18 protein-coding genes and 1 pseudogene are annotated in these 18,807 nt (G+C 70.8%); 10 read left to right on the forward strand and 9 right to left on the reverse strand.

Translation table 11 applies throughout. The features are described 5' to 3' along the window. A partial coding sequence (locus A5709_RS06915) for an AAA family ATPase (RefSeq protein WP_068119049.1) occupies nucleotides 1-1,822 on the forward strand: 1,822 nt, incomplete at its 5' end. Here A5709_RS06915 and A5709_RS06920 read toward each other — a convergent pair. Beyond that, the gene (locus A5709_RS06920; RefSeq protein WP_068119052.1) at nucleotides 1,796-2,392 is read right to left on the reverse strand and encodes a TetR/AcrR family transcriptional regulator; all 597 of its coding nucleotides are present in this window, start codon (nucleotides 2,390-2,392) and stop codon (nucleotides 1,796-1,798) included. The genes A5709_RS06915 and A5709_RS06920 overlap by 27 nt on opposite strands. Before the next feature lie 21 nt (nucleotides 2,393-2,413). Between A5709_RS06920 and A5709_RS06925 the strand changes: the two genes are divergently transcribed. From A5709_RS06925 to A5709_RS06935, 3 genes are all read left to right on the forward strand, one after another. Next, entirely contained in the window at nucleotides 2,414-3,205 is a 792-nt protein-coding gene (locus tag A5709_RS06925; protein WP_068119054.1) for a DUF2867 domain-containing protein, read from the forward strand. 198 nt (nucleotides 3,206-3,403) lie between these two features. Further along, nucleotides 3,404-4,795, forward strand: coding sequence for an MFS transporter (locus A5709_RS06930; protein WP_082953505.1), 1,392 nt, complete (start codon nucleotides 3,404-3,406; stop codon nucleotides 4,793-4,795). Between the two features lie 104 nt (nucleotides 4,796-4,899). After that, nucleotides 4,900-5,826: an SDR family NAD(P)-dependent oxidoreductase gene (locus A5709_RS06935; RefSeq protein WP_068119058.1), complete on the forward strand. Its 927-nt coding sequence runs from the start codon at nucleotides 4,900-4,902 to the stop codon at nucleotides 5,824-5,826. Here the strand turns inward: A5709_RS06935 and A5709_RS06940 are convergent. Genes A5709_RS06940 through A5709_RS06970 form a run of 7 tightly spaced genes read right to left on the reverse strand, consistent with a single transcriptional unit; the run spans nucleotide 5,780 to nucleotide 10,922 of the window. Beyond that, nucleotides 5,780-6,592 (reverse strand): enoyl-CoA hydratase/isomerase family protein, encoded by an 813-nt coding sequence (locus A5709_RS06940; RefSeq protein WP_068119061.1) that lies wholly within the window; start codon nucleotides 6,590-6,592, stop codon nucleotides 5,780-5,782. The genes A5709_RS06935 and A5709_RS06940 overlap by 47 nt on opposite strands. Then, nucleotides 6,589-7,611 (reverse strand): TIGR03617 family F420-dependent LLM class oxidoreductase, encoded by a 1,023-nt coding sequence (locus A5709_RS06945; RefSeq protein WP_068119065.1) that lies wholly within the window; start codon nucleotides 7,609-7,611, stop codon nucleotides 6,589-6,591. Before A5709_RS06945 ends, A5709_RS06940 begins: the two co-directional genes overlap by 4 nt. Before the next feature lie 16 nt (nucleotides 7,612-7,627). Beyond that, nucleotides 7,628-8,254 carry an LON peptidase substrate-binding domain-containing protein gene (locus A5709_RS06950; RefSeq protein ID WP_068119068.1) on the reverse strand — a complete coding sequence of 209 codons (627 nt, stop codon included), beginning with the start codon at nucleotides 8,252-8,254 and terminating at the stop codon, nucleotides 7,628-7,630. Beyond that, a complete protein-coding gene (locus A5709_RS06955) occupies nucleotides 8,254-9,384 on the reverse strand; it encodes a glutamate--cysteine ligase (RefSeq protein ID WP_067949202.1) in 1,131 nt (376 codons plus the stop codon). The genes A5709_RS06950 and A5709_RS06955 overlap by 1 nt, the downstream gene beginning before the upstream one ends. Next, complete coding sequence (locus A5709_RS06960; RefSeq protein WP_068011749.1) at nucleotides 9,374-10,093, reverse strand: superoxide dismutase family protein; 720 nt, start codon at nucleotides 10,091-10,093, stop codon at nucleotides 9,374-9,376. Before A5709_RS06960 ends, A5709_RS06955 begins: the two co-directional genes overlap by 11 nt. Nucleotides 10,094-10,121: 28 nt before the next feature. Next, complete coding sequence (locus tag A5709_RS06965) at nucleotides 10,122-10,595, reverse strand: LytR C-terminal domain-containing protein (protein ID WP_068011748.1); 474 nt, start codon at nucleotides 10,593-10,595, stop codon at nucleotides 10,122-10,124. Between the two features lie 18 nt (nucleotides 10,596-10,613). After that, nucleotides 10,614-10,922, reverse strand: a complete 309-nt coding sequence (locus A5709_RS06970; protein ID WP_007167558.1) for a DUF3263 domain-containing protein — start codon at nucleotides 10,920-10,922, stop codon at nucleotides 10,614-10,616. Between the two features lie 202 nt (nucleotides 10,923-11,124). On the opposite strand from A5709_RS06970, the gene A5709_RS06975 reads away from it, so the two are divergent. The 5 genes from A5709_RS06975 to A5709_RS29205 all read left to right on the forward strand — a co-directional run bounded on the left by A5709_RS06975 (nucleotide 11,125) and on the right by A5709_RS29205 (nucleotide 18,424). Continuing rightward, on the forward strand, nucleotides 11,125-11,718 hold the full coding sequence (locus tag A5709_RS06975) for a peptide deformylase (protein ID WP_067949208.1): 594 nt from the start codon (nucleotides 11,125-11,127) through the stop codon (nucleotides 11,716-11,718). After that, nucleotides 11,718-12,491, forward strand: a complete 774-nt coding sequence (locus tag A5709_RS06980) for a GCN5 family acetyltransferase (protein WP_068011747.1) — start codon at nucleotides 11,718-11,720, stop codon at nucleotides 12,489-12,491. Before A5709_RS06975 ends, A5709_RS06980 begins: the two co-directional genes overlap by 1 nt. A 2-nt stretch (nucleotides 12,492-12,493) precedes the next feature. Then, on the forward strand, nucleotides 12,494-13,315 hold the full coding sequence (locus A5709_RS06985) for an exodeoxyribonuclease III (protein WP_068011746.1): 822 nt from the start codon (nucleotides 12,494-12,496) through the stop codon (nucleotides 13,313-13,315). Between the two features lie 214 nt (nucleotides 13,316-13,529). Next, nucleotides 13,530-13,979: a hypothetical protein gene (locus A5709_RS06990; protein ID WP_068119071.1), complete on the forward strand. Its 450-nt coding sequence runs from the start codon at nucleotides 13,530-13,532 to the stop codon at nucleotides 13,977-13,979. 50 nt (nucleotides 13,980-14,029) lie between these two features. Further along, the gene (locus A5709_RS29205; protein ID WP_156767986.1) at nucleotides 14,030-18,424 is read left to right on the forward strand and encodes a cation-translocating P-type ATPase; all 4,395 of its coding nucleotides are present in this window, start codon (nucleotides 14,030-14,032) and stop codon (nucleotides 18,422-18,424) included. Here the strand turns inward: A5709_RS29205 and A5709_RS29210 are convergent. Next, nucleotides 18,390-18,467: pseudogene (locus tag A5709_RS29210) on the reverse strand (hypothetical protein); the annotation flags it as partial. The gene A5709_RS29205 and the pseudogene A5709_RS29210 sit on opposite strands and share 35 nt — an antisense overlap. A gap of 63 nt (nucleotides 18,468-18,530) precedes the next feature. On the opposite strand from A5709_RS29210, the gene A5709_RS07000 reads away from it, so the two are divergent. After that, complete coding sequence (locus tag A5709_RS07000; protein WP_156673374.1) at nucleotides 18,531-18,806, forward strand: hypothetical protein; 276 nt, start codon at nucleotides 18,531-18,533, stop codon at nucleotides 18,804-18,806. Nucleotide 18,807 lies beyond the last annotated feature (1 nt).

Here is an 18,807-nt window from a genome sequence, read left to right on the forward strand (position 1 = left end):
GTTGCGGCAGGCCCTGCTCGGCAAGGTGCTGACCGTCGGCGACGCGGTGTCGCTGCTGCCCCGCGACCTGGGCCCGCCGTTCTCGACGTCGGCCGCCGCCCGCGCGCTGGCCGCCTCGGTCGGCATCAGCTGGACCTCGGAGCTGTTGACGGTCACCGGCGTCGACCCCGCGGGCCCGGTCAGCGTGCAGCCCAACTCGCTGGTCACCTGGGGTGTCGGCGTGCCGTCCGGGGTGGCGCTGTCGCAGGACTTCGTCGACGTCGCCAGCCCCGAGACCGTCGTCGAGGAGCTCAAGGGATCGCAGCCGCAGGCCGCCAAGCTCGCCGAATGGCTCAAGCTCGCGCTCGACGAACCGCACCTGCTCAAGACGCTCGGCGCGGGCGCCAACCTCGGCGTGCTGGTGTCGGGTCCGGCCGGCGTCGGCAAGGTGACGCTGGTGCGCGCGGTGTGCGACGGCCGCAGGCTGGTGAAACTGGACGGCCCGGAGGTGGGCGCGCTGACGCCGGAAGACCGGCTCAAGACCGTGAGTTCGGCGGTGCAGACCGTCCGCGAGGGCGGTGGCGTCCTGCTCATCACCGACGTCGACGCCCTGCTGCCGGCCACCCCCGAGCCGGTGGCCGCCCTGATCCTGGGCGAGCTGCGCACCGCGGTCGCGACCGAGGGCGTCGCGCTGATCGCCACCTCCGCGCGGCCCGACCAGCTCGATGCCCGGCTGCGCGCGCCGGACCTGTGCGACCGGGAGCTGAGCCTGCCGCTGCCCGACGCCGGCACCCGCAAGGCGCTGCTGGAGTCGCTGCTGAAATCGGTGCCGGCCGGCGCCCTGGATCTCAACGAGATCGCCGCGCGCACACCGGGTTTCGTGGTTGCGGACCTAGCCGCGCTGCTGCGGGAGGCGGCGCTGCGCGCGGCCTCGCGCGCCAGTACCGACGTCCGGCCACCCGAGCTGAACCAGGACGACCTGCTCGGCGCGCTGACCGTCATCCGGCCGCTGTCCCGGTCGGCCAGCGAGGAAGTGACCGTCGGCAATGTCACGCTCAACGACGTCGGCGACATGGCCGAGGCCCGGCAGGCGCTGACCGAGGCCGTGTTGTGGCCGCTGCAGCATCCCGACACGTTCGCCCGGTTGGGTGTCGAACCGCCGCGTGGCGTGCTGCTGTACGGGCCGCCCGGCTGCGGCAAGACCTTCGTCGTGCGCGCGCTGGCCAGCACCGGGCAGCTGTCCGTGCACGCCGTCAAGGGATCCGAGCTGATGGACAAGTGGGTGGGCAGCTCGGAAAAGGCTGTCCGCGAACTGTTTCGGCGCGCTCGCGATTCCGCCCCGTCGCTGGTGTTCCTCGACGAGATCGACGCGCTGGCGCCGCGGCGCGGGCAGAGCTTCGACTCGGGCGTGACCGACCGGGTGGTGGCCGCGCTGCTGACCGAACTCGATGGCGTCAACCCGCTGCGCGACGTCGTCGTGCTGGGCGCCACCAACCGGCCCGACCTGATCGACCCGGCGCTGCTGCGGCCGGGCCGGCTGGAGCGGCACGTCTTCATCGAACCGCCCGACGCCGCCGCCCGCCGCGAAATCCTGCGCACCGCGGGCAAATCCGTCCCGCTGAGCGACGACGTCGACCTCGACGAGGTGGCCGCCGGGCTCGACGGCTACAGCGCCGCCGACTGCGTGGCGCTGCTGCGCGAGGCGGCGCTGACCGCGATGCGGCGGTCCATCGACGCCACCGACGTGACGGCCGCCGACATCGCGGCCGCGCGCCAAATCGTGCGCCCGTCACTGGATCCCACGCAGGTGGAGTCGCTACGCGCCTTCGCCAAAGCTCCGTAGCACCGCCAGCGCCGACGCCGCGACGTCGTTCTCCAGCCAGTTGGGCATCGGGTTGTCGCGGGCATGGCGCCGCACCACCGCGTAGGGCAGGTCCGCGACGGCGCGCGCGACGGCGTCGACGGACCGGGGCCTGGCGTTGCCGTACAGGTCCCGGGCCAGCGCCGCGATCCGCTCGGTCAGTGGCGCGTTCATCGCGGCGAGCGTCCGCTGGAACTCCGCGTCGGGTTCCTCGTCGAGCAGGTCGCCGGGCCGGATCGTCAGCAACAGCCGGGCGTCGTCGGGCAGCTCGCGCGCGAAGCTGACGGCTGCCACGGCCATGGCGACTGCGGTGTCCGCCGGGGTTTCGCCGTCGGCGGCCAGGGCCCGCGCCTGAAACCGCTCGAGCGCGCGCAGCCACGCCGCCGTCAGGATGCCGTCGCGATTGCCGAACCGGTGATAGAGCGTGCCCGCGGGGGCACCGCTGGTCTTGGCGATGGCGGCGACGCTCGCCGCGCGCGGCCCGCCATCGAGCACCAGCGCCCGGGCGGCGTCGAGGATCACATCGGTTTCATGCTTCCGCGGAGGCGCCATGATCTAGTACATTCCTTCTATATGGAACGATTACCCTATATCGATGAGCATGCCATAACCGTCGACGCGGATCGCGACGACACGTGGGCCGCGCTGCTGCGGGTGATGTGCCGGGACCCCGGCGACCCGTCGGCCGTGCCGATTGGCTTCGCGCTGGACGAGGCGCGCCCGCCGGAGCGGTTCGCGCTGAAGGGCCGGCACCCCTTCGCGGTGTACCGCTGGGTGTTCGAGCTGGAGGACGCGGGGGCGGGGTGCACCCGGGTGCGCGCCGGGACCTGGGCGGCCTTCCCTGGCGTGCACGGCAAGGCCTACCGGGCACTCGTCATCGGCACCGGTGCGCACGCCGTCGTCACGCGGTGGACCCTGCACCGCATTGCGGCGGCCGCCGGGCGCGCCGACTACACCGACGTCTTCGAAGTCCTTCTCCCGCAGGGTGACTCACGCACCGCCGAGCAGACGTTCCGCGATGCGGTCGGGCGGGGCGCGGGTGGCGGCGTCGTCCCGTGGATCCACCGCCACGTGTTGAGATTCCGCCTCGGGCCGTATTCGTCGCCCGAGCACATCATCGGCTGGACGATCGCGCGTTCGGATCGCGACGAACTCGTGCTGACCGCGCGCGGACCGCTCATGCGCGGCGAGTTGACGCTGCGACGCCAGGACGGCCGGGCCGCACTCACCACCCGCGTGCAGTACCGCCGCAGACTCGGCGCCCGAACGGTCTGGGCCGTGATCGGGCCGCTGCACCGGGCCCTGGCGCCGCGAATGCTCGAGCGCGCCGCCGGTCGAGGCCTTACTCGGATGGCCCAACGCTGAAATGCGCGGGCGTGAACCTATCGCCCGTGACGAACGTCGGATTAGGCGTAACCCAGTTGGCTACTAGGGAGCATCCGGCCCGAATGGGCCCGATGCGATCCGGCACCTTCGAGGAGAAGCGCCCATGAACAACGCGCCGGCGCGATGATCCCCGCATCACTCGTAAGACTCCGCGATGTCGCTCCGACGACGCGGGTGATGACGGTGGCGATCATGGTGTCGATGGTCGCGTTCCTCGATGGCACCGTCGTGAATCTGGCGCTGCCGGCCACGGCCCGTGACATCGGCGGCGGGATGTGCACGCAGCAATGGGTCGTCGACGGCTACCTGCTCGCCGTGGCGGCCACGGTCCTGCCGGGCGGCGCGATCTCCGATCTGTTCGGGCGAATCCCGGTAATGCGCTTCGGGCTGGCGGCGTTTGGAGCGGGCTCGATGCTGGCGGCCACGGCGGGTACCCCGGCGATGCTGATCGCGGGGCGCCTCGTACAGGGGCTGGGCGGCGCCTTTCTCGTCCCCGGCTCGCTGGCCCTGATCAACTCGTCGTTCGATGTCGCGAGGCGGCCCGCGGCGATCGGGGCCTGGACGGCCTGGACCAGCAGCGCCTTCGCGGTGGGACCGTTGCTGGGCGGGCTGGCCGTGGACTTCCTGAACTGGCGCTGGATCTACATTCTGTCGGCGATCCCGATGGCCGTCGGCTTCGCCTTGACGTATTGGCTGCGCCGGGTGCCCGCGCCCACCGAACGCGCCCGCCTCGACGTGGTAGGCGCCGCGCTCTCGGCGATCGGCCTGGCCGCCACGGTCTATGCGCTGATCGAACAGGGCCGACGGGGATGGGGCGACGCCCGGGTCGACGCCGCGTTGGTGACGGGGGTCGCGGCATTGCTCGCGTTCGTGGCGTGGCAGCGCCGCACGGCGCACCCGATGGTGCCGCTCAGCCTGTTCACGACCCGCAATTTCGCCGGAGCCAACCTGCTCACCGCGTTCGTCTACGGCGGCATCACGATGGGCTCGTTGGCCATCGGTCTGTACATGCAAGAGGTCGCCGGGTATTCGGCCACCGCCGCGGGCCTGGTCACGCTGCCCAGCCCCATCATGTCGTTGTTGTTCGCCCGCGGAGTCGGCGGCTTGGCCGCACGGTTCGGGTCGAGGATCTTCCTGATCTCGGGCCCGGCGCTGGCGGGGGCGGGGCTGCTGCTCATCGGCCCCACCGCGCACCAATTGCACGTCGTCACAGACGTATTGCCGGGCAGGATCCTGCTGGCCCTCGGCATGGTCCTGGCGATCACGCCGCTGACCACGGTCAACTTGTCCGCCGTCAAGTCCGCGCACAGCGGGATCGCCGCCGCGATCCAGAACGCGACCGGGCGGACGTCCGCGCTGATCGCCGTGGCCTGCGTGGGAGTGATCACCGCCAACAGGATGACCGACGCCGGCTTTGCCCGGCTGCTGGAGGTCAGCTCGCTGCTGTTCTTCATCGGCGCCGTCGTCGGCGGCCTCGGCATCAGAAACGCGCCCGCTTCGGCCGAGCCCGTTTCGGATGCGGCCCGGGAGCGCCCGGTCTCGATCGCGCCGGCTTCGAGGGCGGCTTGAGCGCCGACCGGCGGATTGCATTGAGCCGACGCGTGTAACGTGGCGCTCGCCATGACGCAGGACGCCAAAGAATCGGTCGTGATTCCCCTGTGGCAGTTGGCCAGATGACCGAGCCACCGACCGCGCTGGCCGTCGTCGACGGAATCGACCTGTCCGGCAAGGTCTGTGTGATCACCGGCGCGTCATCTGGGTTGGGGCGCGAGGCGGCCCGCGCGCTGGCCGCCGCTGGCGCGCACGTCGTCCTGGCCGCCCGCAACCCGGCGGCGCTTTCGGAGGCGGCAGGGTGGATCGCGGCCGAGGTGCCCGGCGCGCGGACGTCGGCGGTCGAGCTCGACCTCACGACGCTGGCGGGCGTCCGGGCGGCGGCGACCGCGATCGGCGACATCGCCCCGGCCATCGACGTTCTGATGAACAACGCCGGCGTGATGTTCACACCGTTCGGCAGGACGAGCGATGGATTCGAGATGCAGATCGGCACCAACCATTTCGGGCACTTCGAACTGACCCGGCTCCTGGTGCCGCGGCTCGCCGCCGCCGGCGGGGCCCGGATCGTCAACCTGTCGTCCGCGGGCCACATCATGGGTGACGTCGACTTCGACGATCCCAACTGGGCGCGCCGCGAGTACGACAAGTTCGCCGCGTACGGCGCGTCGAAAACGGCGAACATCCTGCACGCCGTGGCAGCCGATCGGCGCCTGCGCGACGACGGAATCCGGGCCTACGCCGTCCATCCCGGCACGGTGGCCACCTCGCTCGCCCGGCACATGTCCCGGGCGGACTTCTCGCGGCTGCGTAAACCGACGGGCGAGCGGCTCGACGTCACCACGCCCGACCGCGGTGCGGCCACCCAGGTGTGGGCGGCGGTCAGCCCGGAGCTCGCCGGTCGCGGGGGGCTGTATCTCGAAGACTGCGGGATCAGCGAACCGGCCCCCTACGCTCGCGACGAGCGGCGCGCGGACCAGTGGTGGGAGATCTCGGAGAAGCTCACGTTTCCGGGAGTGGGGTCCACTCGCGGGACAGCCGCGACGTGAACGACGGCGGCCGGCGCTCGCGGAAGGCGGCCACCCCTTCGCGCGCGTCCGCGCTGCCCATCACGCGTTGGTGCAGCCGTGTTTCCAGCGCGGCGACCTGCTGCGGGGTGTAGCCGTTGATCGCGGTGTCCCACAGCAGCCGCTTGCACAGCGCCGCCGACATCGGCGCCACGTTGACGGCGATGTCGCGAGCCAGCCCCACCGCGTGGTCGAGCACCTGGCCGGCCGGCAGCGCCCGGTTTGCGATGCCGAGCGCCACGGCCTCGGCCCCGCCGAATGTTCGCCCCGTGAGCAGGATGTCCGCGGCCACCCCCAGCGTGGTCAGCTGCGCCAGCGTCCAGTGCGACATGCAGTCGGGGAGTACTCCCCGACGGACCTGCACCACACCGTATTTGGCGTCCTCGGCGACGATGCGCAGGTCGGCCTGCAGGGCGATGGTCAGACCGATGCCGATCGCGTGGCCGTTGAGGGCGGCGATCACCGGCTTGCGCAACTCGAATGCCGCCGGGCTGATCGGTGACGCCGAGAACTCCGCGGCCGGCGCCTCGAATGGGCTTGTGTCGCCGGAGAAGTCGGCCCCGGCGCAGAACGCGCGGCCCGCGCCGGTCACGACGATGGCCCGGACGTCGTCGTCGCCGTCGCACTCGGCGTACGCGCGGCTCAGCATTGCGCCCATCTCGGCGGTGTAGGCGTTGAGCTGCTCGGGCCGGTTGAGCGTGAGTACCGCCACGCCCGCATCGACGTCGACGGTCAGATCGGGGCTCATCGCAGGACCGGGGCGCGGTGCAGCGCACCGATCAGGTCGGCGACGTCCGCGGTGCGCGGCGTGTAGCCGGGGAAGTAGCAGCACACCTCGGCGGCGTGCTCGGAGAACCGGGCGGCGATCTGCTCGGCGCATTGCTCGGGGGTGCCGACGATGCCGATCCGGGCCACCATCTCGTCGCCGATCAGCCGCCGCATCTCGGCGAAGCGGCCCTGCTTGGACAGGGCGTTGAGCTCGGGCTGGACGTCGGCCCACCCCTCGGCCTCCAGCACCGGCAGGTAGGCCGGGGTCGACCCGTAGAACGAAATGAGTGCTGCCACACCGTCGACCGCGGCGGCCAGGTCGGCCTCGTCGCGGCCGACGGCGACCATGGCCTGGGCGATGATCTGGAATCCGTCGGAGGATCGGCCCGCGCGGCGCAGCCCGTCGGCGACCGCGGGGACGGTGCGCTCGGCGAAATGGCGGGCGCTGTTGAACGGCATCACCAGCAGCCCGTCGGCCACTTCGGCGGCGGTGCGCGTCATCACCGGGCCCAGCGCGCCCAGCAGCACCGGTGGCGGCCCGAACGGGTTGGGCCCCGGGTTGAAGTTGGGCGCCATGATGGTGTGGGTGAAGAACTCGCCGCGAAAGTCCAGCGGGCGCTTGCCTTCCCAGGCCGCGAAGATCGCCTTGATCGCCGCGACGGTTTCGGCCATCCGCGCCGCGGGCCGCTCCCACTTACTGCCGTAACGCTTTTCGATGTGCGCCTTCACCTGTGAGCCCAGGCCGAGCCGGAACCGGCCCCCGCTGTAGAGCTGCAGGTCGTAGGCGGCGTGCGCCAGGTGCAGCGGGCTGCGCGGCGGGGCGATCGCCACGTTGGTCATCAGCTCCAGGTTGGTCGTGCCGGCGGCGATGATCAGCGGGAAGAACACGTCGTGCTGGCCCTCGAAGGTGAACAGGCCGTCGGCTCCCGTCGCGGCGATGTCGGCCGCGCTTTCCGCCGCATCCACCGGTGAGCCGTTGACCTGTAGCTGAACCTTCATGCAATCCCCTCTCGGACTATTCGGAGAGCTGGAACTCCACCACCTCGGCGACCGCGGCCAAGGCCTCGCGCAGCGCGGCCAGGCGCTCGGCCGCCGACGGCGCCGACAGCACCGTGTACCGGTCGGCCGTGCCGATCGGGATGCGAGATGCCAACGCGTACAGGCGTTGTCCGGGATCGTCGGCCGTGGCGGGGCCCAGCAGGTCCGAGCGGTCCGGCAGCACCACGCCGCGCGCGTCGGCGATCCGCTCGAACAGCGCCATCGCCTTGTCCTCGACCTCCAGCAGCTGCGCCAGGGTGACCGGGTCCCCCGGCTCGTCGGGCCACGGCGTCACCGTCGCCCGCGGGTAGGGATCGTCAGGCAGCCATTCGGACACCCGGATCCGTTCACCGGTCCGGCAGTGCATCGAGTAGCGACCGGCGCCGTGCTCGACGCATTCGGTGATCTCGGACAGCACGCCGACATCGCAGCGGGCGTCGCCGCCGCCCACCTCGCGGCCCCGGGAGATCAGCACCACGCCGAACGGGTCGCCGGTGTCGAGGCAATGCCGTACCAGCGCGCCGTAGCGCGGCTCGAAGATCCGCAACGGCAGGTCCTGGTCGGGCAGCAGCGCCGACTCCAGCGGGAACATCGCCAGCTCCATCAGATCTCCAGCTCGCTCACCAGCGCGTCGACGACCGCCCGCAGGTCGCCGTCGTGCTCCTCGGCCACCCGGCGCTGCCGCTGGTACGAGGCACCCCGGCGGGGAATCTCGGCCACCGCGGCCAGCTCGTCAACGCAGTGCAACGACTTGGCCACGGGCTCAAGGCGATTCAGCACGTCGTCGAGATCCTCGGTGACCAGCCGCTCGTTGCTGTCGGCGTCCTGGATGATGATCGCGTCCAGCCCGTAGCGGGCGGCGCGCCACTTGTTCTCCTGGTTGTGCCACGGCGGCATGGTCGGCAGCGTCTCGTCGGCTTCCAGCCGGCGGTCCAAATCGACCACCAGGCAATGCGTCAACGCCACCAGCGCACTCAGCTCCCGCAGGTTGGACACGCCGTCACACACCCGCACCTCGATCGTGCCCAGGTGCGGCGAAGGCCTGATGTCCCAACGGACTTCGTCGACATGGTCGATGATGCCGGTCTTCTTCTGGTCGTAGACGAAGCCCTCGAACTCCGCCCAGGTCTGGAATTGGAACGGCAGCCCGGCGGTGGGCAACTGCTGGAACATCATCGCGCGGTTGCTGGCGTACCCGGTATCCACGCCGGTCCACCACGGCGAGGATGCCGACAGCGCCAACAGGTGCGGGTAGTACTTCAGCAACGACGTCATGATCGGCATCACCTTGTGTGCCGAAGAGATCCCGACGTGCACGTGTACGCCCCAGATCAACATCTGGCGTCCCCACCATTGGGTGCGCTTGATCAGTTCGGCGTACCGGGGTGCGTCGGTGAGCTTTTGGGTCGACCACTGCGCGAACGGGTGTGCGCCGGCACAGAAGAACTCCATTCCCCGGTCGCGGACGATGCGGTGCGCGGGGCCCAGGGTCTGCCGCAGATCCTCCATCGCCTCTGACGTGGAATGGCAGACACCGCTGACGACTTCGACCGTGTTGCGCAGCAACTCCTTGTGCACGCGCGGGTTTTCGCCGATCTCGGCGATGACCGCCGTGGCCTCGTTACTCAGGTCGCGGGTCTGCGCGTCGACGAGCGCGAACTCCCACTCCACGCCGAGGGTCGGCCTCGGTGAACGGGCGAAATCGATACGCGCGTGGGCCCTGTTAGCCGGCACCGATTACACCGCACGCGACCCGCTTGCCGGCGTCACCGGTGGTCATCGTCGTCTGGTCGGGCCCCGGCGTCCCGTTGGTCTGGCTGTAGCGCTCCGGCGGGATGTTGGCGAAGTTGTCGGCGCCGGCGTGAATGATGATCGCGGTCTTCTGCCCGGAGACCAGGTCGTCCATGGCGAACGCGTCCGTCGTGGTCATCATCATCGCGGACCCGTCCTTGCGCACCTGGAGCGAGGTCAGGTCACCGCTGGCGGGCTCGGCGGCGTGCCCGGGCACTTGGAAGTGCCCACCGGCGGACAGGAAATCACCCGGCGCACCACCGGTCGGGGCCACGGAGTTGGGCTCACACTTGCCGACCTTGTGGATGTGCACCCCATGGAAGCCGGGCGTCAGCACCCCGTTGGCCGTCGTCTCGATGGTGACGGTGGCGTAGCCGTTGTTGAACTGGAAGGTCGCGGTCGCGACCTGGGTGCCGTCGGGCGCCTTCAGGTGGGTGACGATGCTCGGCCCCGACGGCGCGGCGACCGGCCCACCCTCCGGGGTACCGGTTCCCGCCGGCGCCGGCGATCCGGTCCACACCGCCGGCGTGGTGCCCGGCGAGGACGAGGCGTGTTGGGGCGACGAACACGCCCCCAGCAGGGCGACGGAAGCGGCTGCGGAAAGCGCGGACATGGCGACGGCGGCAGTGCGGCGACCAGCGAGCTGAGGCATAGCGGAAGCCTAACCGCTCCGGGGGTCGTCAGCCCGTAACGAGGACGATGACCCCGGGCGGTTGGCCGGCCAGCGCGGGAATGCGGGGTTCGACCGGCGCGCCCAGTGCCTTGCCCACCGCGTCGGCGGTCGCGTGCTCGTCGTCGGCGTCGGTGTAATACACCGTGGTGGCCGACACATCGGGCACGGTCATGTTGTCGACCTTGGTGACGTTGAACCCGGCGGTCGTGAGCTGATCCTTGGTGTGGGCGGCGACGCCCTCTTTGGCCGAGATGTTGTACACCTGGACCTCGGACCGGTTGCCCGCGGGCTTAGCGCTGGTCGGGGTGGCGGAGCTGGTGGTGGTCGAGGTGGAGACGGCCGCCGACGAGTCCTCGTCGGAGCTGCCGGACGACCCCAGCGCCTGCCAGCCGAGCAGCAGGAAAATGACCCCCAGGAACAACAGCACCATCACCATGGCCCGTAGGGGCAGCCCCGTGGAATCGGGGACTCGCTCTTTCATCGAGCCCACTGTAGCGAGTCAGGTCACCTCGAAGCCGAGGCGCCGCGCGGCCCGCGCCTTCTGACGGCTGGCACGCAGCCGCCGCAACCGCTTCACCAGCATCGGGTCGGCGGCCAGCGCCTCCGGCCGATCCACGAGCGCGTTGAGCACCTGGTAGTAGCGCGTCGCCGACATCGAGAACAGCTCTTTGATTGCTTCTTCTTTTACGCCCGCGAATTTCCACCACTGACGTTCGAAGGCGAGGATGTCGTGCTCGCGGCGGGTGAGGCCATCTGCGATCTCGGCATCGTCCCCCGATCGATTTGCCCGCGCCATGGCGCTGTCCATATAGCTTCCCCTGGACCCTTCCGGCGATTCTCGGCTGCTCTAGATGACTTGACTTACCTGAGGGCGTGTTTCGGCGAATATTGAACCACGGCGCAAACCCTCAAGCCGTCATCCAGACCCGCGAGTCGGCCGATTGGCTCAGATTGCCCGAGCGAACATGGCCGGCTTCGAGGCGCGCGGGCGTGCGGTAGCTTAGCCGACCATGGCAGTCGTACCGATTCGGATCGTCGGGGATCCGGTCTTGCACACCCCGACGCAGCCGGTGCCCGTGGGCGCCGACGGGTCGCTGCCGGCGGATCTGCCGGGGCTGATCGCCGACATGTACGAAACCATGGACGCCGCGCACGGAGTCGGCCTGGCCGCCAACCAGATCGGCGTCGCGTTGCGGGTCTTCGTCTACGACTGCGCCGACGACCGCGGCCGGACCGACCGCCGCCGCGGCGTGGTGGTCAACCCGGTACTGGAGACCTCCGAGGTGCCGGAGACCATGCCGAACCCGGACACCGACGACGAGGGTTGCCTCTCGGTCCCCGGCGAGTCGTTCCCCACCGGCCGCGCCACCTGGGCCCGGGTCACGGGCCTGGATGCCGACGGCAAGCCGGTCGAAATCGAGGGCACCGGCCTGTTCGCGCGGATGCTGCAGCACGAGACCGGTCACCTGGACGGCTTTCTGTACCTCGACCGCCTGATCGGTCGCCACGCCCGCAGCGCCAAGCGTGCGGTCAAGTCCCACGGCTGGGGCGTCCCGGGCTTGTCGTGGCTGCCCGGCGAAGGGCCGGACCCCTTCGGCCACTGATGTTCTCGTGGCCGGAGCCGGGCACGCGGGTGACGCTTCGCTACCGGCGCGCGAAAGGCTCGATCCCGCCGCTGACCGATGCGGTGGGACACCTGTTGGCGGTCGAGCCGGTGGTGCGCGTTCGGACCAAGACCGGCGCGGTCGTAGAGGTGGCGGCCGACGACGTGGTCGCGCTGCGGGTGCTGACCGACGCGCCGGTACGCACCTCCGAGATCCGGGCACTCGAGCACGCGGCCGCCGCCGCGTCGCCCGGGAGGGAACGCGCCTGGCTCGAGGGCTGGCTGCTGCGCGCCGGGGATGGCGTCGATTACGCTGTGCCGCTCGATGTTTCGGCGCACCTGGGCACCGTCGCGGCCATCGCGGCCTGGTATGAGAGCCGCGGCCTGACGCCGCGGCTGGCGATTCCGGATCGCTTGTTGCCGCTGCCACCGGGGCTGCGCGCAGAACACACCGAACGCGTGTTGGTGCGCGACGTCTCCCCTTCGGCCGAACCGGCCAGCGGCGGCGAGCTGGAGCTTGCTCGGGTGGCCGTGACCGACGCGCCCGACGGCACGCGGTGGGTGGGGCTGTCGCCGAAGCAAGCCGAGGACCCGGCGACCGCGGCCGCGTGCGAGGCGCTGTTGGCCTGGGCCGCCGCGCGCGGCGCCACTCGCGGATACCTCGTCGTCCCGGACACCGGTGTTTCGATGGCGCTCGCCGACGCGCTCGGCTTTCGGGCGCACCACCGCCGCCGCTACTTTCCGGCCCGCTCCCCCGCCTGGGATACGGTCTAGCCATGCCCCAAGGGCGCCTCCGGCTGGCCACCTGGAACGTGAATTCGATTCGCAGCCGCCTGCCCCGCGTCGTCGACTGGCTGGCCCGTGCCGACATCGACGTGTTGGCCATGCAGGAGACCAAGTGTTCCGACGGCCAATTTCCCACCCTGCCGTTTTTCGAACTCGGCTACGAGGTGGCCCATGTCGGCTTCAATCAGTGGAACGGCGTGGCGATCGCCTCCCGCGTCGGTCTCGATGACGTGCAGATCGGCTTCGACGGCCAGCCCACCTGGAGCAGCAAGCCGGAGGTGGCCGCGACGGCCGAGGCCCGTGCGCTGGCGGCCACCTGCGGCGGCATCCGGGTCTGGAGCCTGTACGTGCCCAACGGCCGCGCGCTGGGTGATCCGCACTACACCTACAAGCTGGAATGGCTTGCCGCGCTGCGTGATACGGCGGCCGGCTGGTTGCGCGACGAGCCCACCGCGCAGATCGCGCTGGCCGGTGACTGGAACATCGCCCCGACCGACGACGACGTCTGGTCCACCGAGTTCTACGCCGGCGCCACCCACGTCTCCGAGCCGGAGCGCCGCGCGTTCGGCGCCATCGTCGACGCGCAATTCGCCGACGTGGTAAGGCCTTTCGCGCCCGGGCCGGGCGTGTACACCTACTGGGACTACACGCAGTTGCGGTTCCCGAAACGGCAAGGCATGCGTATCGATTTCATCCTCGCCTCCCCGAAACTGGCCGAACGGGTGACGGACGCCCAGATCGTCCGCGAGGAGCGCAAGGGGAAGGCCGCGAGCGATCACGCCCCGGTGCAGATCGACGTAAGGCAAGGCTAAATCGCGTTTTCTGCGTTCGCGCCGTAATCACAACCGGGTTAAGCTCAGGCAAATTAAATGCGGCTGCTCGTTGTCTGCGCGTTTGCGAGGTGGCAGGCTTTGATTCGTTAGAAGCGACAAACAGTGTTGTTTTGCCGTTAACGCTGCGTTCAGTGGGTATTCCTCGCTGATGACGCGGGTTCGCGGCAAGGGCATGTAAAGCCAGGGAGTCAGCATGAGTGTCATCGGCGGAGCGGTCCGAGGCGTGGGTCAGGCGGTGAGTCGCGCGGCGGCCACGACGACCGCGGCCGCCGGCGCTGTGGGTGGCGCGGCGGTCAACGGAGTAATCGGTGGCGTCACCGGAGCCGCCGAGGGCGTCAAAAAGGGAATGAGTACCGGCAGCCACTCGGCCCCGGCGGCGGCGGTCGCCTTCGGTGCGCTCGGCGTCGCCGGTCTGGTCGAGTGGCCCGTGCTGCTGGCGGTCGGCGGCAGCGCCCTCCTGCTGCAACGGCTGAGCCGCAAGCGCGAGCCGGCCAAGGCGAGCCTCAAGGCGGTACCGGTCGAGCCGGCGCCGCAGAAGGCCGCTCCGCAAAAGGCCCCACCGCAGAAAGCGGCCGGCAAGTCGACGGCCAAGAAGGCCGCCGCACGCCGGGCCGGCAGCGCCCAGTTGCGTAGCACCAACTAACGGGACTGCTCGAAAACACTTTGAGCATTGCGACCGCGATACGACGATCCATGCCGTTGCGCGCCGTCGCGACGGGTGTCCAGGCGACCACTTCGCTGGTCGAGGCCGGCATCACCATCGCCGCGATTCCGCTGCGCGAAGGCGCCCGGGCGATCTCCGGCGAACTGCCCCGAGACATACCGGCAACGCTGAGCCGGCGCTGCTGGCGCGGCCAGGAGCGCGCCTGGATCGAGGTGCGCGGGCTGGACGGCGCCCCAGACGGCGAGCTCGGCCGCGCCGTGCTCGACGCGCTGCTGGCCCATCCGGGGATCGCGTCGGCGGCCCTGAACTACCCACTGTCGCGTGTGGTGGTCACCATCGATGACGCGGACACCTCGCTGCGGGAGCTGTGCCACATCGTCGATGCCGCCGAGAAGCATTGCGCCCCAAAAAAAGTCGTGAAGCCGGCGCCGCCCCCGACGAGCCTGCCGGGCGATGGGGTGGTGCTGGCGACCCGGGCCGCCACCGCGGCCGCCAGCGCGGCGGGGCTGTCCATAGCGCTGACCGGGCGGGCGCTGCGCTGGCCACGGATGCCCATCGGCGTCCTGGCGGCCGTGGTGGCCGTCGACTACCAACCGTGGCTGCGCCGCCTGCTCGAGGACCGCATCGGCCGGCCCGCGACCGACACCGTGCTTGCGCTGGCGGTGACGACCGCGGAAACCCTCACGCTGTCTCCCGCGTCGCTGTCGGTGGGTCTGCTGATGCAGTCGCTGAAAGCCGCCGAATGCCGCGCGGAGGCGCGGGCCTGGGTCCAGCACGAGCCGCAGCTGGCCGGGCACGCCGATCACCCGCGCACTGACGCGTCGGCGGGGTCGAAGCCGCCGCGCGGCCGCCCCGCCGATCACCACGGCGACCGATTCGCGCTCGTTCAGGCGATCAGCGCCGGGGTCGTCGGCGCCACCACCCGCAACCTGCACCAGGCGGCCCTGGCCGTCCTGGTGACCACCCCGGCGGCCAACCGCACCACGCCCGAGGCCTTCGCGGCGGCGCTCGGGCAGGGGCTGGCCGACCGGCACGCGGTCCTGTCGTTGCGTCCGGAGGCGTTGCGCCGCCTGGACCGGGTGGACGCGATCGTCATCGACCCGCGGGTGTTGTGCACCACGAGCCTGCGGGTGTCGCTCATCCGCGGCGCCCGGGAAGCCGAGCTGTCCGCGGCGTGGTCGCGCGCCCAGCTGATGCTGGAAAAGAATCGGTTGCGGCCGGGCTGGCACCCGGTGCCCGGAATCTCGGCCAGCGAGCCGACGGCCACAGTGGAGGCGCTGTTCTGCTTCACGCACGATCCGTTGGCGTCGGCCGTTGTCGCCGAGGCGCACCGGACGGGATCCGAATTGGTTTCGGTGGAGGACGATTCGCTGGGTGAATTGCGCCCCGCGTTCGACGAGATCAGGCCGCTGCAGCGGGGGTCCATCGACGACGCCCTGGGCCGCGCCGTGGCGGATCTGCAGGAGGCGGGCCGCACGGTCGCGGTGCTGTCATCGCCCGGGGCGCAGGCGATTTGGTCGGCCGACGTGGCGCTGGGCATGATGCCCGAGCCCGGCGCCGGCCCGCCGCCGTGGTATGCCGATCTGCTGCTGCCCGACCTGTCGGCCGCCTGGCGGGTACTGCACGCGCTCCCGGCGGCCCGCGCCGCCGCCCAACGCGGCGTCGGGATCTCGGCCGGCGCGACGGCGATGGGCTCACTGCTGATGATCCCGGGAGTCCGCGGCATCGGGCGCGGGCCGGTGACCAGCGGCGCGGCCGCCGGTCTGATGTCGGGATATCTGTTGGCGCGCGGCATCCTCAAGGCGGACACCCCGCGCCCGGCCCCCGTACAGGAATGGCATGCGATGGCGGTCGAGCACGTCCGCCGGGCGTTGCCGGCTCCGGACTCGGAGCCCGAAGGTGATCCGACGCAACTCGCGCTGGCCGCCCTCGGCGCCCCGCGGCCCGAAACGCGCGCGCATGCCTTCCTGCAGTTCGTTTCCGCCGTCCGCGCCGAGTTGACCGACCCGCTGACCCCCGTGCTGGCGCTGGGCTCGGCGGCCAGCGCGGTGCTCGGCTCGCCGGTCGACGCCGTCCTGGTCTTCTCGGTGCTGGCCGGGAACTCCATGCTGGCGGCCAGCCAGCGGCTGCGCGCCGAGAACCGGCTGAATCACCTTCTCGCACAACAGATTCCACCAGCCCGCAAGGTCCTCGCCGACGGTGAGGGGGATCGGGTGTACGCCGACGTCATCGCGGCGCAGCTGCAGCCCGGCGACGTCATCGAGGTGCGCACCCACGAGGTGGTGCCCGCCGACGCCCGGATCCTCGAGGAGGTCGACGTCGAGGTCGACGAGTCGACGCTGACCGGTGAATCGCTGTCGGTGGAGAAGCAGGTCGAGCCGACCCCCGGCGCCGCGCTGGCCGAGCGCCGCTGCATGCTCTACGCCGGGACGACCGTGGTGGCGGGTACCGCGGTCGCGGTGGTGACCGCGGTCGGGGCGGACACCCAGGAACGCCGCGCCGCCGAGCTGGTGTCCGGTGACCTGTCGTCGGACATCGGTCTGCAGCACCAGCTCAGCCAGCTCACCAACCGGGCCTTCCCGGTCAGCATGACGGGCGGCGCGCTGGTCAGCGTGCTGGGGCTGGTGCGGGGCTCGGTCCTGCGCCAGGCGGTCGCCAGCGGCATCGCCATCGCCGTCGCGGCGGTTCCCGAGGGAATGCCGTTGGTGGCGACCCTGGCGCAAGCGGCGTCGGCGCGGCGGCTGACGAAGTTCGGCGCGCTGGTGCGCGTTCCGCGTTCGGTGGAGGCGCTCGGCCGCATCGACGTGGTCTGCTTCGACAAGACCGGAACGCTCAGCCAGAACCGGTTGCGGGTGGCCGAGGTCGTTGCGGCGCCGGAGACGTCGCGCGAAGAGGTGCTGCGCTGCGCCGCGCACGCCGCGCCGGTGTCCAACGGCGGACCGCACGTGCACGCCACCGATGTCGCCATCGTCGAGGCCGCCGCCGCCGTTAATGGGCACAACTCGAACGCACCCGTCGCGCACCTGCCGTTCCGCTCCGGACGGTCGTTCTCCGCCTCCGTGACGGACACCGAGCTGACCGTCAAGGGTGCGCCCGAAGTGGTGCTGGCGGCCTGCGGCAACGTGAGCCCGACCATGGAGGAGACGGTCGCTGAGATGGCCGGCAACGGCCTGCGGGTGATAGCGGTGGCGCGACGGCAGCTGAGCCCGGCCCAGGCCGCGGCGATCCAGCGGGAACCCGACGATATCGCCGATTTCGCGCGGGACGGGCTGACCCTGACCGGGTTCCTCGGTTTGTCCGACACCCCGCGCGTCGAAGCGGCAGACCTGCTCGCGGACCTGCGCCGGCTGTCGGTGGGCGTCAAGCTGATCACCGGGGACCACCCGATCACCGCCAGGGCCATCGCCGAAGAGCTCGGGCTGAGCGTGACGGCCGAACAGGTGATCAGCGGCGCCGAATGGGATGCGATGTCGCGCAAGGATCAGGCACGCGTCGTGACCGAGCGGGTGATCTTCGCTCGGATGACACCGGAGAACAAGGTCCAGGTCGTTCAGACGCTCGAAAGCGCGGGCGTGCGCACCGCGATGGTCGGCGACGGGGCGAACGACGCCGCCGCCATCCGGGCCGCCACCGTCGGCATCGGCGTCGTCGCCGGCGGCAGCGACCCTGCGCACATGGCGGCCGACGTGGTGCTGGTCGACGCCCGCATCGAGGGCCTGCTGCACGCCATCGAGGAGGGCCGCCAACTCTGGCAGCGGGTGCAGGCCGCCGTGTCCGTGCTGCTCGGCGGCAACGCCGGCGAGGTGTTGTTCGCCATCGTCGGCAGCGCGATCACCGGGACCTCGCCGCTGAACACGCGACAACTGCTCCTGGTGAACATGATGACCGACGCCCTGCCCGCCGCGGCCCTCGCGGTCAGCAAGCCCAGCGGCCCGGTCGACCCGGGCATCCGGGGCCCAGATCAGCCCGCGCTGTGGCGTGCCGTCGCCATCCGCGGCGTCACCACGGCGGCCGCGACCACGGCGGCGTGGGCGATGGGAAGCGTCACCGGTCGTCCGCAGCGCGCATCCACGGTCGCGCTGGTCGCCCTGGTGGGCGCCGAGCTGGGTCAAACCCTGCTGGATTCACGTGCCCCGCTGGTGGTGTTCACCGCGGCGGGCTCGCTCGCTGCGATGGGGACGCTGATCAGCATCCCGGTGGTCAGCCAGTTGCTCGGCTGCACACCGCTGGGTCCAGTCGGCTGGGCGCAGGGGCTGGGATCCGCTGCCGCGGCGACCGTCGCGATCGGCGTCCTGAATCGTGTGCTGACGGGTCCGGACAGATCGGCCGATGCACCCGCTGAGGTGCACGAACCTCGACGACCCCGGCCCGCCATAGCAGCGCATAGAGTTCCAGTAGCGGCACCTTCAGCACCAGAGCAATAGAGGAAACCAGCGGATCGCCCCCGGTGTCGGTCATCGTCGACATAAGTCCGACGGTGGTCGCAGTACCCGGCGAGTCGGCAAACCCTTCGTTACCGAAAGGCAAATGATGGCGGAAAAGAAGTCACGCAGGGGGACATCGCAGCGCGATGCGGTGCAAAAGATCCGTGAAGGCGAAACGTTCCACGTCAACCTTCCGGTGGTCGGTCAGATGGAAATCCCCCGGCCCGAGCAGCTGGCCTATTTCGGGGGCCTGGCCGCCCTCGCGGCGCTCGAACTCATCGACTGGCCGGTGGCCGTGGTGATCGCCGCCGGCCACCTGCTGGCCAGCAACCACCACAACAAGCTCCTCGAAGAGCTCGGCGAGGCGATGGAAGAGGCCTGAG

Source organism: Mycobacterium sp. E1386 (genome assembly GCF_001672745.1).
Classification (GTDB): Bacteria; Actinomycetota; Actinomycetes; order Mycobacteriales; family Mycobacteriaceae; genus Mycobacterium.

What these genes read in the sequence shown, in the direction of transcription:
- A5709_RS06970 (WP_007167558.1), bottom strand. Translation starts at nt 10,922, where the DNA reads ATGGACAGCGCCATGGCGCGGGCAAATCGATCGGGGGACGATGCCGAG.
- A5709_RS06940 (WP_068119061.1), bottom strand. Translation starts at nt 6,592, where the DNA reads ATGAGCCCCGATCTGACCGTCGACGTCGATGCGGGCGTGGCGGTACTC.
- A5709_RS06975 (WP_067949208.1), top strand. Translation starts at nt 11,125, where the DNA reads ATGGCAGTCGTACCGATTCGGATCGTCGGGGATCCGGTCTTGCACACC.
- A5709_RS06930 (WP_082953505.1), top strand. Translation starts at nt 3,404, where the DNA reads ATGACGGTGGCGATCATGGTGTCGATGGTCGCGTTCCTCGATGGCACC.
- A5709_RS06950 (WP_068119068.1), bottom strand. Translation starts at nt 8,254, where the DNA reads ATGGAGCTGGCGATGTTCCCGCTGGAGTCGGCGCTGCTGCCCGACCAG.
- A5709_RS06920 (WP_068119052.1), bottom strand. Translation starts at nt 2,392, where the DNA reads ATGGCGCCTCCGCGGAAGCATGAAACCGATGTGATCCTCGACGCCGCC.
- A5709_RS06935 (WP_068119058.1), top strand. Translation starts at nt 4,900, where the DNA reads ATGACCGAGCCACCGACCGCGCTGGCCGTCGTCGACGGAATCGACCTG.
- A5709_RS07000 (WP_156673374.1), top strand. Translation starts at nt 18,531, where the DNA reads ATGGCGGAAAAGAAGTCACGCAGGGGGACATCGCAGCGCGATGCGGTG.
- A5709_RS06965 (WP_068011748.1), bottom strand. Translation starts at nt 10,595, where the DNA reads ATGAAAGAGCGAGTCCCCGATTCCACGGGGCTGCCCCTACGGGCCATG.
- A5709_RS06945 (WP_068119065.1), bottom strand. Translation starts at nt 7,611, where the DNA reads ATGAAGGTTCAGCTACAGGTCAACGGCTCACCGGTGGATGCGGCGGAA.
- A5709_RS29205 (WP_156767986.1), top strand. Translation starts at nt 14,030, where the DNA reads ATGCCGTTGCGCGCCGTCGCGACGGGTGTCCAGGCGACCACTTCGCTG.
- A5709_RS06990 (WP_068119071.1), top strand. Translation starts at nt 13,530, where the DNA reads ATGAGTGTCATCGGCGGAGCGGTCCGAGGCGTGGGTCAGGCGGTGAGT.
- A5709_RS06985 (WP_068011746.1), top strand. Translation starts at nt 12,494, where the DNA reads ATGCCCCAAGGGCGCCTCCGGCTGGCCACCTGGAACGTGAATTCGATT.
- A5709_RS06980 (WP_068011747.1), top strand. Translation starts at nt 11,718, where the DNA reads ATGTTCTCGTGGCCGGAGCCGGGCACGCGGGTGACGCTTCGCTACCGG.
- A5709_RS06925 (WP_068119054.1), top strand. Translation starts at nt 2,414, where the DNA reads ATGGAACGATTACCCTATATCGATGAGCATGCCATAACCGTCGACGCG.
- A5709_RS06960 (WP_068011749.1), bottom strand. Translation starts at nt 10,093, where the DNA reads ATGCCTCAGCTCGCTGGTCGCCGCACTGCCGCCGTCGCCATGTCCGCG.